The following is a 13,973-nucleotide window of genomic DNA, read 5'->3' as shown; positions in this document are numbered from 1 at the left end:
TGAGGCCCCGTCCGGTGTTTCTCGGTCATGGCAGGCTTTCCTCTGGTATGGAAGCCATGCGCCCGACCGGCGGAAAGGTCAACCGGGGTCAGTCCCGGCTGCGGATGATTTCCGCGAAGGGTTCGAACAGCTGAGCATTGCCCGCGATGATCGAGCCGGATTCGACCGGGTTGTCCTCGGAACGGATCGATTCGACGAAGCCGCCCGCTTCCTTGACCAGCAGGATGCCCGCAGCCACGTCCCAGGATTTGATCCCGCGTTCCCAGTAGCCGTCGAAGCGGCCCGAGGCGACATAGGCCAGATCCAGCGAGGCCGCACCCCAACGACGCACGCCAGCGGTCAGCGGCATCAGGCGGCTGAGGTCGCGGATGGTCGCGGGCAGGCCGTTCTGGCCAGCAAAGGGCACGCCGGTCGCAAAGATCGATTCGATCATGTGGCGGCGGCCCGATACGCGGATGCGGCGGTCGTTCAGGAAGGCGCCGTCGCCTTTTTCGGCGGTGTACATCTCGTCCTTGGCGGCGTCATAGACCACGGCGGCGACGATTTCGCCCTTATGCTCCAGCGCGATGCTGACCGCCCAATGCGGCAGGCCGTGCAGGAAGTTGGTGGTCCCGTCCAGCGGGTCGACGATCCAGCGGCGGGTCGGGTCCTCACCGGCGTCAGTGCCGGTTTCCTCGCCAACCCAGCCGTAGTTCGGGCGGGCGCCACGCAGTTCTTCCTTGATGATGCGCTCGGCCTCGCGGTCGGCGCGGCTGACGAAGTCGCCGGCGCCCTTGACGCTGACCTGAAGGTTTTCGACCTCGCGGAAGTCCTTGACAAGGCTGCGGCCCGCCTTGCGCGCGGCCTTGATCATGATGTTGAGATTGGCGCTGGCCATTGCATTACCTTTTTTGGGATTGGCAGCCTATTAGACAAAGTGCCGGAAAAAGTGAAGCGATAGCGGGTCATGGCCCCCATGCAGTGGCCGCGACGGAACAGATCGGTCGGATTTGGGCGTGGGGCTTGTGAATCCCCATGGCCCGACTACTTCATTTCTGCATCATCAGCAGGAGGGCCCCATGCCCCAATCCAAGCTTTTCGAGCCGATCACGATCGGTGGCTCGACCCTTGCGAACCGCATCGTCATTGCCCCCATGTGCCAGTATTCGGCCGAAGATGGCAAGATGACGGACTGGCACCTGATGCATCTGGGCATGCTGGCGCAATCGGGCGCGGGCATCCTGACCATCGAGGCGACCGCCGTCCTGCCCGAGGGCCGCATCAGCTATGCCGATGTCGGTCTGTGGGACGACGCGACCGAGGCGGCGATCGATCGCGTGCTGAAGTCCGTGCGGGCATGGTCCCACATGCCCATCGCGATCCAGCTGGCCCATGCCGGACGCAAGGCCTCGACCGCGAAGCCCTGGGATGGCGGCGGCCAGATCGCGCCCGATCACGCGAATGGCTGGCAGACCGTCTCGGCCTCGGACCTGCCCTTCGCGGCCAGCGACAACCCTCCGGTCGCGCTGGACAAGGCCGGGATGGCCAAGGTGCGCGAGGCCTTTGCCGAGGCCGCCCGTCGTTCTGTCCGGCTGGGCATCGACGCGATCCAGATCCATGCCGCGCATGGCTATCTGCTGCACCAGTTCCTGTCGCCCCTGTCGAACAAGCGTACGGATGAATATGGCGGCAGCCTTGAAAACCGCATGCGCTTCCCGCTTGAGGTCTTTGATGCGGTGAAGGCCGCCGTCCCCGAGGGCTATCCCGTGACCGTGCGCCTGTCCGGCACCGATTGGGTCGATGGCGACGACTGGCAAGAGGGTGGCTGGGACAGCGACAGCACCGTCGCGATCTCGGTCGAGCTTGAGGCACGGGGCTGTCACGCGATCCATGTGTCCAGCGGTGGGCTTGACCCGCGGCAAAAGATCCCGGTCGGGCCGAACTATCAGGTGCCGCTGGCCCGCGCGGTCAAGCAAGCCGTGGGTATTCCGGTCATTGCCGTCGGGCTGATCACCGAGGCGCATCAGGCCGAGGCCATCGTGTCCACGGGCGATGCCGATATGATCGCGGTGGCGCGCACCGTGCTTTACGACCCGCGCTGGCCCTGGCATGTCGCGGCCGAACTGGGGGCCAGCGTGACTGCCTCGCCGCAATATCTGCGCTGCCAGCCCTCGACGCTGAAAGCGCTGTTCAAGACGGCCTGACCCGTCCCGCCGGGGTGCGCAAATCGTCCCGGCATCACGGATACGTCATCGGCGGTTGTTCTTGGCGGTCATTTCGCTACAGTGGGTCCGTCCCACTTATGGAAAGCGGCCGCCGACTCTTCGATGATCGACGACATTTCCGACACGCCCGAGCCCCCGCGAAGATGCGGGCCGGGCCAAGTCGAAACCCTCGCCCCTGATCCCGGGGGTGACCCTTCGCCGGAGCCCGGCCCTAGCCGACCCGAGGCGCGCCAGAGCCTGTCTCAGCGCCTGACGACGCTTGCGCAGGACAGTCAGCGGCAGCGCATTGCCATGGGCGACCTGCTGGCCCTGATGCCGGGGCAGGCGCTGGCGGCGCTGATTCTGATCTTTGCCGTGCCGAATGTCGTCCCCGCCCCGCCGGGGCTGTCGGCGATTCTGGGTTGGCCGCTGATCTATCTGACATGGCAGCAGATGACCGGGCAAAACCCGTGGTTGCCGCCGTTCATCTCGCGGCGCTCGATGCCGCGCAATATGTTTGCAGGCGTGGTGCGGCGCGTGACGCCGCCGCTTTCCGCGCTGGAGCACCTGCTTCGCCCCCGTATCGCCCCCTTGGTCACACCCCGCAGCGAAAGGCTGATCGGTGGGCTGTGCCTTGCCTTATCCGTCGTGCTGCTGCTGCCGGTGCCCTTGGGCAACATGCTGCCCGCCTTTGCCATCAGCGTCATGATGCTGGGCCTGCTCGAACGTGACGGGCTGTGGGCGGGTCTTGGCGCGGTGCTGGGCATCGTTTCTTTCGCCATCGCGGTCGGGGTCGTCTATGCGATGATCAAGGCCGTGATTTTTCTTTTGTCGCGTGCGCTGGCCTGACCTGCAACCGCATCGTTTCCGGAACCGAGCTGTCCCATGTGGATCGAAATAACCATCGTCGTCCTTCTGACCCTGCTCAACGGCCTGCTGGCCATGTCCGAGCTGGCCATCGTCTCGTCGCGCCCGGTGCGGCTGAAGGTGCTGGCCGACAGGGGCAACCGCGGGGCCGCGACCGCGATCCGTCTGGCCGAGGAGCCGGGGCGGTTCCTGTCCTCGGTGCAGATCGGGATCACGCTGGTCGGCGTGCTGTCGGGGGCGTTTTCCGGGGCGACGCTGGGCGCGCGTCTGGCAAATGCTCTGCCCGGCTGGGGCGTGCCGCCGACGCTGGCACAGCCCCTGGGCATGGGCGGCGTGGTCGTGGCCATCACCTATCTGTCGCTGATCCTGGGTGAGCTTGTGCCCAAGCAGATCGCCCTGCGGTCGCCCGAAACCGTCGCGGTGAAGGTCGCGCCGCTGATGAAGGGCATCTCGCGCGTCGCCGCGCCGCTGGTCTGGCTGCTGGATCGCTCGGGCAGGCTGGTGCTGTCGCTGCTGCGCCAGACCGGCGATGACGACCGCGGCATCTCGGACGAGGAAATCCGTCTGGTCATCGCCGAGGCCGAAAGCGCCGGCGTCATGCACCGCGCCGAGACCGAGATGATCGCCGGCGTCATGCGCATTGCCGACCGCAGCGCGCGCGGGCTGATGACGCAGCGCCGCGACATTGCCGCCGTCGACGTGAATGACAGCTATGCGACCATCGCCCGCAAGTTCAAGGACAGCCACCGCACCCGCCTGCCGGTCAGCGACGGCAACGAAAACGAGATGATTGGCGTCGTTGCCAGTGCCGACCTGATTTCGGTGAATGGCCAGCAATTCGATCTGCGCGCGCTAATGAAGCCCGCCCCGATCATCCCCGAGACCATGGACGCCCCCGAGGTCATCGCCAAGCTGCGCGCCTCTCCGGGTCAGATGCTGCTGGTCTATGACGAATACGGCCATTTCGAGGGCGTGGTGACGCCGATGGACGTGCTTGAGGCGATCACTGGCGAGTTCGTCGGCATGGATGACGACGAACCGAAACTGGTCCAGCGCGAGGATGGCAGCCTGCTCATCGCGGGCTGGATGCCGGTCGATGAATTCGCCGACCGCTTGTCGGTGCCTCTGTCGGACGATCACGATTATTCGACCGTCGCCGGGCTGGTGCTGGATCTGGCGGGCGCAATCCCGCAGGTGGGCGATGTGGTTGAATGGGACGGCTGGCGGATCGAGGTCGTCGACCTTGACGGGCGGCGGATCGACAAGCTGCTGGTGTCGCGCCCCGCGCGCAGCGATTAATGCGCCCCGCACGCGCCGATTAAGGGGGGTTCTTGTTCCGGCGCATCGTGATAATCACCGCTTATGAATTTCACGCTGCGCCAGATCACCTATTTCCTTGCCGTCGCGCGGCTGCGCAATTTCGGACGCGCGGCCGAGGTATCCAACGTCTCGCAACCCGGCCTCTCCAGCCAGATTGCCCAGCTTGAGGCGCGTCTGGGCGGTGCGCTGTTTGAACGCGGCGCGGGCACCGGCCCGGTGCGGCTGACCGCGCTGGGGGACCGGCTGCTGCCCATCGCGCAAGAGCTGATGGATTCGGCGCAGCGCTTGCAGGCTGTGGCGCGGGCGGGACGTGGCGCGCTGACCGGCAAGCTGCGGCTGGCGCTGATCCCGACGGTGGCGCCCTATCTTATCCCGCATCTGATCTCGGCCCTGCGGCAAAGCCATCCGGCGCTGGATCTGGAACTGCATGAGGTGGTGACCGACGACCTGCTGGCCGGGATCGCCAGCCATCGCTATGATGCCGGGCTGATGGCCCTGCCGGTGATGGAAGCGGGCATCATGGCCGAGCCGGTCCTGCGCGACGGCTTTCTGGTCGCCCTGTCCGAGGATGACACCACCTTCCTGTCCGGTCCCGCCAAGCCCGAAAGCATTGCGGCGGAACGCCTGCTGCTGCTGGCCGACGGGCATTGTCTGCGCGATCAGGCGCTGGAGGTCTGCGGCATGCGCAACCCGCGCCGCAAGGTGAACCTTGAGGCGGCATCGATGGCCACGCTGATGCGGATGGTGTCAAGCGGGCTGGGGATGACGCTGATCCCGCGCATCGCCCTTGCCGATGAGAACCACGATGGCCGCTTGCGCATCGTGCCCTTTGCCGCGCCAGAACCTTCACGCGATCTGGCGGTGGTCTGGCGTAGGAATGCCGATGCCGGAACCGATGCGCGGGCGCTGGCCGAGGTGATCCGCGGCCTTGCCCCCGCGCTGGGGGTTCAGGCGCTCACTTCTTGATGGTGACTGGAAGCGTCATGGGCGTCGCCTTGCCTGACGGCGGTGGCGGCATCTTGGGCAGTCTGGCTGCCTGACGCGCCAGCGCGGCATCGGTCTTGGCATCGCCGGTCGAACTCCCCAACCTACCGCCCGAGACACTGCCATTCGCGTTGATGGTGAACAACACGGTCACATGGACCCCGCCTTTGTTCAGCCTTGCCCGCATCATGTGGCGGGCCACCGAAGATTGCACCTTGGATTGCCATGACGCCACCTGTTTGGCCGAGGGCGCGCCGCCCTGAGACGGAGCTGCCGTGCGGGTCGAAGGCTGAGCGCGGACCGTGGTCGTGGCCTTGCGGGCGGTCTGCTCTTCCTTGGCGACTTCCTTCTTCTTCTCGACCTTCTTCGGTTCCGGCTCATTCTGGACGACCTTGGGTTCCGGCTCCGGCTCCGGCTCGGGTTCGGGAGGCTCGGGGCGGGTCTTGGGCCGAACAGATTTCTGCAGCACCACCGCATCGGCGGGCGGCGGGAACAGCGTGTTCATGTCCGGCAGCGGTTCCAGCTGCGGCAGCGGTTCGTCCATGACGAAATCGGGCGCGGGTTCGGGTTCCGGCTCGGGCTCGGGTTCCGGTTCGGGTTCTGGCGTGGGTTCCGGGGCGGCCTCGGCGATTTCCGGGGCCTCTGCCTCATCCGGCGGGGCTGCGGCCTCGGGCATGGGGGCCAGTTCGACATAGATCGGGTCGGGCAGGCCGGGGGGCGCTGCCGCCTCGGCCCGGTGCATGATCCAGATCGCGCCGCCCAGATGCGCGGCCAGCACGACGACCGCTACCGAGCCCCAAAGCGCGCCATCGCGTATCGCCGCCTGCGCGCTCATGGCTGAGGGGCTCCGGCGGGGGCAGGAGCAGGAGCGGCGGCCGGGGCGGCGGCGGCAGGGACCGCGCCGGGTGCTGCGGCGGTCGATTCCAGCCCGACCAGCGCGATTTTCAGGTAGCCGGTCTCGCGCAGCGTGTTCATCACGCCCATCAGGTCGCCATAGGTCACGGCCTTGTCGGCGCGCAGGAAGATTCGCCTTTCGTGGTCATTCTCGGTGGCGGTGGCCAGCGCCGTGGCCAGACCGCCCGCCGGAATATCGTCATTGCCCAAGGCCAGCGTCAGGTCGGGCTTGACCGTGACCCAGACCGGTTGATCCGGGCGCTGCGCCGGGGTCGCATTGGAAACCGGCAGGTCCACGTTCACATCGACCGTCGCCAGCGGGGCGGCGACCATGAAGATGATCAGCAGCACCAGCATGACGTCGATGAAGGGGGTGACGTTGATCTCGTGGTTCTCGACCAGATCGTCGCCTTGCGATTCGCGGACACTGCCAGCCATGGCTCAGACCTCGCTGCGAGGGGTGGTGCCGCGGAAATCCAGATCGCGGCTGACAAGACGCTTCACCCCGGCCGAGGCATTGGCCAGACGCAGCCGGTAGCCGGTGATGGCGCGGGCAAAGACGTTGTAGATGACGACGGCGGGAATTGCCGCGACCAGACCGATGGCGGTGGCCAGCAGCGCCTCGGCGATGCCGGGAGCGACGACGGCAAGGTTGGTGGTCTGCGATTCCGAAATGCCGATGAAGCTGTTCATGATGCCCCAGACGGTCCCGAACAACCCGACGAAAGGCGCGGTCGAGCCGATGGTCGCCAGAACCCCGGTGCCACGGCCCATGCGGCGGCTGGCAACGGCCTCGATGCGGTCAAGATGGGACTCAACGCGCTCTTTCAGCCCGGAATCGCCCGCCACGTCCAGTGCCGGGGCCGAGCGGTCATATTCGGTCGCTGCTGCCTTGATCATGCGCGAGACTGGGTCCTTGCGTCGCCCGGTGGCGGAAAGGGCTGCGGGCAGGCTGGTCGCGGATTCGACGCGGCGGATGCCGGTCTGAACGCGGCGCAGCGCCCCCATCAGCTCAAGGAATTTCGCGAAAAGCACGGTCCAGGTCACGACTGAGGCGAATGCCAGCCCGATCATCACGCCCTTCACGACCCAGTCGGCGGCCCAGAACATCCCCATCGGCGACAGGTCATGGGGCAGGTTCGGATCGCGCTCCTGCGGGGAAAGCGGTTCCAGCGCGTCCTGGATCACTTCGGGCAGGATGCTGCTGGAGGCGGGTGCTGCAGGCTGCGCCTCGGGTACCGGAGCGGGGACGATCGCCGGAGTGGCAGCCACAGGCGCGGCTTCGGTAGACGCTGCCGGAGCGGTTGCCGGTGCCGGAACAGTTGCCGGTGCGGCAGGAACGGTCGCGGGCGGCGTCGACACCGCGGGCACCTCGGTCGTCGTGACCGGGGCTGCGGGTGCTGCCGGTTCAGTGGCTGCGGGTACGGTCTGCGCCGGCTCGACCGCCGGGGCCACGGCGCCATTGGCCGCCTCCTGCGCGCAAAGGGGCGAAGCCGTCGCCAGACATGCTAGAACAAGTGCGGTCCCCACGCGGGTGCGCGGCAGCGACGATTGGCTCATGGTGATCCTTCGTATCTTCGGCATTAGATCCGTCCGCACTGGCTGATGGCGCATCCTTTCCACGAAAGGAATTCCGCCCCATGGCCGCGGCTTTTGCGGAGGGTATTAATCTTCAGGGTAAAATTGTCAACTATTGGCCGGGTTTCAAGCCCCGGTATCTGGCGTCCCTGCCGTCCAATATGCCGCCAGATGGGCGTGCCGTTTGTCGTGGCCCAGCTTGTCCAGCAGCAGATGCCGCAACATGGCGATCCGGGACTTTTCTCCTGCCATCCAAAGATGTTCGGTGGATTCCGGGGGGCTTTCCTGCAGGATCGTGGCCAGAGCCTCGGCCCCGTCCGGCAGGGGGGTCACGGAAATGTTCCCGGTCTTGGGCATAGGATAGTCGGATTCCGCCCCCAGAAGCCATGTTGTCCCCATGGCATCGGGGCGCGACTCAAGGATGCGGGCGATGGCGGGCCACGCGGTCTGGTCCCCGGCCAGCAGCAAGCGCTCGGTCGTCGGAATCCCGCCGCCCGACGGCCCCATCAAGCCGACCAGATCGCCCTCGGGTCCGGCCAAAGCCCAATCCGAGATACGCCCGCCATGATGCAGGAAGATGTCGGTCTCAAGCCAGCCGGCATCGGCATCGATGGCCCGCACCGTATAGACCGGCCGATGCAGCGCCTTGGCCCCGGACGGCCATTGCACCTGCCCGTTCCCGCCCAGCCGTGGCCATTCGGGGGCCGTGTCGCCCGCCACCGGCAGGACCAGCCGGAAATGGATCGAATCCAAGGTCGCCAGCCGCCCCAGATCAGGGCCATGCAATCGCATGCGCAGAAAATCCGCCGAGAGCCGCCGGACCTTGCCCACCCGCGCCAGACTGAAATTCGCCGGCGGCTTGCCGATATCGGCCAGTGACGACCAGCGCAGGCCCTGCGCCGTTTCGGGCATGGTTTCGGCCAGATGCTCGACGATGGCTTCCTGAATGGCCGACAGCCATTCGGGCCGATGGGCACGGGCAAAGACCAGCACGTCGCCGCCGCGCTTCTTGACGCCGAATTCGCCTAGCTCGGTCTCGCACCAGGTCGAGCGGCCATGCCCGTCATGGACCTCCAGCCCATGCTCCAGCGCCTCCTGCCGCAACAGCAGGTCCAGCGGGGCGAAATCGATGCCCCGCAGCATGGCTTCGGACTGGAACTCGGGTGGCGTGGTCAGTCGCATCGCATTTCTTTCTCTGGCGCAGGGAACCCTTATGCCCGCACCCAGCCCCGGCGCATGATACCACGCGCCAAGGCCCGATTTCACCGTTTTACAAATACCCATGCGACCGCGCAGGTCGCACAGGTCAGGCCGATTGGGCGATCAGCCGTGCCGCCGCTTCGATCCCGCCCGGTCCATGGACAATGCCAAGCGCATCCATCCCGGCCTCGATCACCGCCAGGGTGCCCAGCAGCTGATGGGCGCTGACATGGCCCATATGGGCGATGCGCAGCCCGGCTTCGGGATCGGCAGCGCCAAGACCCACGCCCAGCGTCAGCCCGGCCTTTTCCTGCGTCCAGGCCCGCAGCGCAGTGGCATTCGGGATCGTCGCCGCCGTGACCGAGCGCGCGCGCCCGGCCGGGTCCGCGACCACCGTGGAAATTCCGGTCCCGCCCGCACCCCATGCCTCCAGCGCAGCCCAGGTCGCGCGGGCCAGCGCCTCGTGTCGGGCCCAGGCGACGGGCAGCGTTTCCTCGTCCAGCAGCAGGGTCAGCGCCTCGTTCATGCCATAGACATGCTGAACCGGCGGCGTGCCGCCCCAGAACTGCCACAGTTCCTGCGCTTCGGAGCGGGGCGTCCAGTCCCAGTAAGGCGTCGCCAGATCGGTACGGCCCAGCCGCTTCACCCGGTCCGAGAACCAGACCAGCGCCAGTCCCGGCGGCACCATCAGCCCCTTCTGACTGGCCGAAACCAGCAGGTCGATGCCCCACTCATCCATCAGCAGCGGCTCGCAACCCAGCGAGGCGATGGCATCGACGGCCAGCAGCGCCGGGTGATCGCCCATCGCCGCGCGGATCGCCGGAATATCGGCCCGCGCCGAACTGGCGGTATCGACCTGACAGACCAGCACGGCCTTGATCCGGCCCTCGCGGTCCTCGGCCAGACGTTCGGCCAGCCTTTGCGGATCGGGCGGGCTCAGTCCGAAATCCAGCGTCTCGACCTCGATCCCCAGACCCCGCGCGGTCTGCGCCCAACCCCGCCCGAAATGGCCCGAGGTCAGCACCAGTGCCAGCTCGCCCCGGTTGAACAGGTTCACGTTCGCAGCTTCCCAGCCGGCATGGCCATTGCCGATATAGGGCACGCAATGCGCCGACGTTCCGGCCAGACGCTTCAGCCGTGCGATCATGGCCAGGTTTTCCTGCGCCAGTTCGGGGCCGTAAATGTCGGGGGAGGGGCGGTGCATCGCGCGCAACACGCGGTCGGGAACGGGCGAGGGGCCGGGGATCGCGATGACCGGACGCCCAAGGGCAAAGCTCATGACGTGACGCCTTTTTTGCAGAACGTGCAATCGGTAGGCCCGCGCCGTTGCGGCGTCAACCGGGGGCGGCCCTTGCCCTGAGGGGCTGCGCGGCTTATCCCTTGGCGAGTTTCTTGCGGGGCATCGATGGCCGAAAAAATCCAGAAAACAGCCAATCTGTTCTCACGCATGTGGCGGGACTACCTGCATCCCTACTGGGCGCGGATCTCGCTGGCACTGTTCTTCCTGGTCCTTGAGGGCTCGACGCTGGGCCTGCTCAGCTGGATGCTGAAGCCGCTTTTCGACCGCGTCTTCGTCGGTGGCGACAGCGACGCGATCTGGTGGGTCGGCGGCGTGATCTTTGGCCTGTTCCTGCTGCGGGCCGCGACTTTCGTCATCAACCGTAGCCTGATGACCTCGGTGTCGCTGGCGGTGTCGACGACGATGCAGACCGACATGCTGCGCCATGTGATGACGCTGGACGGGGCATTCTTCCAGAAGAACCCTCCCGGCGCGATGATCGAGCGGGTGCAGGGCGATTCCATCGCGGTGCAGGGGGTCTGGTCCACCTTCATCTCGGGGATGGGGCGCGACATCGTCTCGTTGGTGTCGCTGTTCGGCGTGGCGATCGCGGTCGATCCGGAATGGACCTTGGCCGCGCTGATCGGTGCGCCGCTGCTGATCCTGCCGATGGTCATGGTCCAGCGCTACATCCGCCGCAAGATGCGCCAGAACCGCCAGAATGCCAGCCAGCGCGCCACCCGTCTGGATGAGGTCCTGCACGGTATCAACGCGGTCAAGCTGAACCGGATGGAGGATTATCAGGCCGGGCGCTTTGCCCAGATCGTCGACCGCATCCGCATCGGCCAGATCAAGATGTCGGCCATCGGCGCGACGGTTCCGGCGCTGGTCGATGTGGTGACCGGCCTTGGTTTCATGGGCGTCCTTTGGCTGGGCGGGGCCGAGGTCATGTCGGGCGAGCGTACCGTCGGCGACTTCATGTCCTTCTTTACCGCCATGGCACTGGCCTTCCAGCCGCTGCGTCGCTTGGGCACCCTTGCGGGCACTTGGCAGACCGCTGCCGCCAGCCTTGAGCGTATCTACGAAATCCTCGACATGCGGCCCACGATTACCTCGGGTCCGCGCCGCGAGGCTCCGCCGGACACCACGATCCGGCTGGAGGATGTGCATCTGTCCTATGACAACCATCCGGTGCTGAACGGCCTGACCTTCACAGCCGAGGCGGGGCAGACCACGGCGCTGGTCGGGCCGTCCGGGGCGGGCAAGTCGACGGTCTTCAACCTGCTGACCCGCATGGTCGATCCGGCCTCGGGCAGCATCACCCTGGGCGGGGTGCCGCTGGCCGAGTTCGATCTGGCGACCCTGCGCGACCAGTTTTCCACCGTCAGTCAGGACGCGGCCCTGTTCGATGAGACCCTGCGCGAGAACATCCTGCTGGGCCATGCCGAGGACGAACCCCGCCTTCGCGCCGCCATCGAGGCCGCCCATGTCGCCGATTTCGTCGATCCGCTGCCCTATGGCCTGGACACGCCCGCCGGGCCGCGCGGCTCGGCCCTGTCGGGCGGGCAGCGCCAGCGCGTGGCCATCGCGCGTGCCATTTTGCGCGATGCTCCGGTTCTGCTGCTGGACGAGGCAACCAGCGCGCTTGACGCGCAAAGTGAGCGGCTGGTCCAGCAGGCGCTGGACGGGCTGTCCGTTGGCCGCACCACTTTGGTCATCGCGCACCGCCTGTCCACCATCCGGCAGGCCGACAAGATCATCGTGCTGGAAGCCGGCAGGGTTGTCGAAGAGGGCAGCCATGACCAGTTGATGGAAAAGGGCGGCGCTTATGCGGCGCTGGTCAGATTGCAATTCGGAGAAGAATGATGCGGCGGATTCTGGCGGTCTCGGGGCCGGATCGGGTGCAGTTCCTGCAAGGGCTGGTGACGAACAAGGTCGGCGACGTGCCGGTCTGGGCGGCGCTGCTGACCCCGCAGGGCAAGTATCTGGCCGATTTCCTGATCGTGCCCATGGGCGAGCGGCTGCTGATCGATGTGGACGAACGGCTGGCCGACGACCTGATGCGCAGGCTGACCATGTACAAGCTGCGCTCGGCGGTGACGATTGAGGCGACCGATCTGACCGTTTCACGTGGCACGGGCGACATGCCCGACGCGGCCATTGCCGATCCGCGCCATCCAGCACTTGGCTGGCGGCTGTATGGCGGCACGGGCGATGACGGCAGCGATTTCGACGCGATCCGGGTCGAGCATTGCATCCCCGAGTCGTTGGTCGAGCTGATCCCGAACGACACCTTCATTCTTGAGGCCGGGTTCGAGCGTCTGCATGGCGTCGATTTCCGCAAGGGCTGCTATGTCGGGCAGGAGGTCACCGCGCGAATGAAGCACAAGACCGACTTGCGCAAAGGTCTGGTCACTGTCGGCATCGCGGGCGAGGCCCCGGTCGGGACGCCGATCCTGATGGCCGACGGGCGCGAGGCGGGCACGCTTTTTACCCAATCGGGCGGGCACGCCATCGCCTATATGCGCTTTGATCGCATGGGCGAGGGGCTGGTTGCGGGGGATGCCCGCATCCTCGCGTGAGCGAGCCGGAGCGTATCCGCCGCATCGTCCATGTCGACATGGACGCGTTTTTCGCGTCCGTCGAGCAACGCGACAATCCCGACCTGCGCGGCCAGCCGGTCGCCGTGGGTGGCATCCAGCGCGGCGTCGTCGCCGCCGCCAGCTATGAGGCGCGGCGGTTCGGCGTGCGCTCGGCCATGCCCTCGATGCGGGCAAAGCGGCTGTGCCCGGACCTGATCTTCGTCAAGCCGCGCTTCGAGGTCTATAAATCCGTCAGCCAGCAGATCCGCGCGATCTTTGCCGATTACACGCCGCTGATCGAACCCTTGTCGCTGGACGAGGCCTATCTGGACCTGACCGATTATCTTGATGGCCGCACGGCCACCCGCATCGCGCAGGAAATCCGTGCCCGTATCCGCGAGGTGACGGGGCTGACCGCCTCGGCCGGGGTCAGCTACAACAAGTTTCTGGCGAAACTGGCTTCGGATCAGCGAAAGCCCGACGGGCTGTTCGTGATCCCGCCCGAGGCCGGGGCCGAGTTCGTGCAATCCCTGCCCATCGGCCGCTTTCACGGCGTCGGCCCCGCGACCGCTGCCCGGATGGAATCGCATGGCATCCTGACCGGCGCGGATCTGGCGCGGCAAAGCCTTGAGTTCCTGACCGCGCGCTTCGGGAAATCGGGGACCTATTACTGGAATATCGCGCGGGGCATCGACACGCGAGAGGTCAAGCCCGACCGTATCCGCAAATCCATCGGGGCCGAGAACACCTTCTTCGGCGATTTGCGTGACATTAGCGCGGCGCATGCGGAACTGACGCCGCTGGCCGACAAGGTGTGGCGGCATGCGGTCGCCTCGGGCAAGGCCGGGCGCACGGTGACGCTCAAGGTGAAATATGGGGATTTCCGTCAGATCACGCGGGCGAAGTCGCTGCCGCGACCGGTGGCGGGCCGGGACGAGATGCTGGAGATCGCGCGCGAGTTGCTGGAGCCGGTCTTTGCCGATCCGCATGGGGTCAGGCTGCTGGGGATCACGCTTTCCGCGCTGGAGGCGGCGGGGGCAGAGACTGCCCCGCGCCAGCTTGGCCTGTTTGATCAGGCATAGGGTC

At 66.6% G+C, this 13,973-nt stretch carries 13 protein-coding genes; 7 read left to right on the top strand and 6 right to left on the bottom strand.

Going from position 1 to position 13,973, the window contains the following annotated elements; translation table 11 throughout:
• Positions 1 to 88 precede the first annotated feature (88 nt).
• A complete protein-coding gene (locus tag GL300_RS06450; protein ID WP_155038792.1) occupies positions 89 to 877 on the bottom strand; it encodes an inositol monophosphatase family protein in 789 nt (262 codons plus the stop codon).
• A 181-nt stretch (positions 878 to 1,058) separates the two neighbouring features.
• Between GL300_RS06450 and GL300_RS06445 the strand changes: the two genes are divergently transcribed.
• From GL300_RS06445 to GL300_RS06430, 4 genes are all read left to right on the top strand, one after another.
• Complete coding sequence (locus tag GL300_RS06445) at positions 1,059 to 2,183, top strand: NADH:flavin oxidoreductase/NADH oxidase (RefSeq protein ID WP_155038791.1); 1,125 nt, start codon at positions 1,059 to 1,061, stop codon at positions 2,181 to 2,183.
• A gap of 123 nt (positions 2,184 to 2,306) precedes the next feature.
• Positions 2,307 to 3,032 carry an exopolysaccharide biosynthesis protein gene (locus GL300_RS06440; protein WP_155038790.1) on the top strand — a complete coding sequence of 242 codons (726 nt, stop codon included), beginning with the start codon at positions 2,307 to 2,309 and terminating at the stop codon, positions 3,030 to 3,032.
• A gap of 36 nt (positions 3,033 to 3,068) precedes the next feature.
• Complete coding sequence (locus tag GL300_RS06435; protein WP_155038789.1) at positions 3,069 to 4,349, top strand: hemolysin family protein; 1,281 nt, start codon at positions 3,069 to 3,071, stop codon at positions 4,347 to 4,349.
• 63 nt (positions 4,350 to 4,412) lie between these two features.
• Positions 4,413 to 5,336: a hydrogen peroxide-inducible genes activator gene (locus GL300_RS06430; protein WP_155038788.1), complete on the top strand. Its 924-nt coding sequence runs from the start codon at positions 4,413 to 4,415 to the stop codon at positions 5,334 to 5,336.
• On the opposite strand, the gene GL300_RS06425 is transcribed toward GL300_RS06430, so the two are convergent.
• The 5 genes from GL300_RS06425 to GL300_RS06405 form a co-directional block, all read right to left on the bottom strand.
• On the bottom strand, positions 5,326 to 6,189 hold the full coding sequence (locus tag GL300_RS06425) for a TonB family protein (RefSeq protein WP_155038787.1): 864 nt from the start codon (positions 6,187 to 6,189) through the stop codon (positions 5,326 to 5,328). The two genes, GL300_RS06430 and GL300_RS06425, sit on opposite strands and share 11 nt — an antisense overlap.
• Positions 6,186 to 6,686 (bottom strand): TonB system transport protein ExbD, encoded by a 501-nt coding sequence (exbD, locus tag GL300_RS06420; protein ID WP_155038786.1) that lies wholly within the window; start codon positions 6,684 to 6,686, stop codon positions 6,186 to 6,188. Before exbD ends, GL300_RS06425 begins: the two co-directional genes overlap by 4 nt.
• 3 nt (positions 6,687 to 6,689) lie before the next feature.
• Positions 6,690 to 7,808: a tonB-system energizer ExbB gene (exbB, locus tag GL300_RS27055; protein ID WP_155038785.1), complete on the bottom strand. Its 1,119-nt coding sequence runs from the start codon at positions 7,806 to 7,808 to the stop codon at positions 6,690 to 6,692.
• A 144-nt stretch (positions 7,809 to 7,952) separates the two neighbouring features.
• Entirely contained in the window at positions 7,953 to 9,008 is a 1,056-nt protein-coding gene (locus tag GL300_RS06410) for a siderophore-interacting protein (protein ID WP_155038784.1), read from the bottom strand.
• A gap of 124 nt (positions 9,009 to 9,132) precedes the next feature.
• Complete coding sequence (locus GL300_RS06405; protein ID WP_155038783.1) at positions 9,133 to 10,305, bottom strand: pyridoxal-phosphate-dependent aminotransferase family protein; 1,173 nt, start codon at positions 10,303 to 10,305, stop codon at positions 9,133 to 9,135.
• 126 nt (positions 10,306 to 10,431) lie between these two features.
• Between GL300_RS06405 and GL300_RS06400 the strand changes: the two genes are divergently transcribed.
• The 3 genes from GL300_RS06400 to dinB are packed head-to-tail and all read left to right on the top strand — an operon-like array spanning position 10,432 to position 13,969.
• Positions 10,432 to 12,171 carry an ABC transporter ATP-binding protein gene (locus tag GL300_RS06400; RefSeq protein WP_155038782.1) on the top strand — a complete coding sequence of 580 codons (1,740 nt, stop codon included), beginning with the start codon at positions 10,432 to 10,434 and terminating at the stop codon, positions 12,169 to 12,171.
• Positions 12,171 to 12,887 (top strand): CAF17-like 4Fe-4S cluster assembly/insertion protein YgfZ, encoded by a 717-nt coding sequence (ygfZ, locus tag GL300_RS06395; RefSeq protein WP_155038781.1) that lies wholly within the window; start codon positions 12,171 to 12,173, stop codon positions 12,885 to 12,887. The genes GL300_RS06400 and ygfZ overlap by 1 nt, the downstream gene beginning before the upstream one ends.
• Positions 12,884 to 13,969 carry a DNA polymerase IV gene (dinB, locus tag GL300_RS06390; protein ID WP_343042914.1) on the top strand — a complete coding sequence of 362 codons (1,086 nt, stop codon included), beginning with the start codon at positions 12,884 to 12,886 and terminating at the stop codon, positions 13,967 to 13,969. The genes ygfZ and dinB overlap by 4 nt, the downstream gene beginning before the upstream one ends.
• Positions 13,970 to 13,973 lie beyond the last annotated feature (4 nt).

The sequence above is a fragment of the Paracoccus litorisediminis genome (assembly GCF_009711205.1).
Taxonomy (GTDB): Bacteria; Pseudomonadota; Alphaproteobacteria; order Rhodobacterales; family Rhodobacteraceae; genus Paracoccus; species Paracoccus litorisediminis.
This window is presented reverse-complemented; position numbering and strand designations above follow the sequence as displayed.

Bases quoted from the DNA above. Each gene is read 5' to 3' on its own strand.
- GL300_RS06450 (WP_155038792.1), bottom strand. From the start codon at position 877: ATGGCCAGCGCCAATCTCAACATCATGATCAAGGCCGCGCGCAAGGCG.
- GL300_RS06445 (WP_155038791.1), top strand. From the start codon at position 1,059: ATGCCCCAATCCAAGCTTTTCGAGCCGATCACGATCGGTGGCTCGACC.
- GL300_RS06440 (WP_155038790.1), top strand. From the start codon at position 2,307: ATGATCGACGACATTTCCGACACGCCCGAGCCCCCGCGAAGATGCGGG.
- GL300_RS06435 (WP_155038789.1), top strand. From the start codon at position 3,069: ATGTGGATCGAAATAACCATCGTCGTCCTTCTGACCCTGCTCAACGGC.
- GL300_RS06430 (WP_155038788.1), top strand. From the start codon at position 4,413: ATGAATTTCACGCTGCGCCAGATCACCTATTTCCTTGCCGTCGCGCGG.
- GL300_RS06425 (WP_155038787.1), bottom strand. From the start codon at position 6,189: ATGAGCGCGCAGGCGGCGATACGCGATGGCGCGCTTTGGGGCTCGGTA.
- exbD (WP_155038786.1), bottom strand. From the start codon at position 6,686: ATGGCTGGCAGTGTCCGCGAATCGCAAGGCGACGATCTGGTCGAGAAC.
- exbB (WP_155038785.1), bottom strand. From the start codon at position 7,808: ATGAGCCAATCGTCGCTGCCGCGCACCCGCGTGGGGACCGCACTTGTT.
- GL300_RS06410 (WP_155038784.1), bottom strand. From the start codon at position 9,008: ATGCGACTGACCACGCCACCCGAGTTCCAGTCCGAAGCCATGCTGCGG.
- GL300_RS06405 (WP_155038783.1), bottom strand. From the start codon at position 10,305: ATGAGCTTTGCCCTTGGGCGTCCGGTCATCGCGATCCCCGGCCCCTCG.
- GL300_RS06400 (WP_155038782.1), top strand. From the start codon at position 10,432: ATGGCCGAAAAAATCCAGAAAACAGCCAATCTGTTCTCACGCATGTGG.
- ygfZ (WP_155038781.1), top strand. From the start codon at position 12,171: ATGCGGCGGATTCTGGCGGTCTCGGGGCCGGATCGGGTGCAGTTCCTG.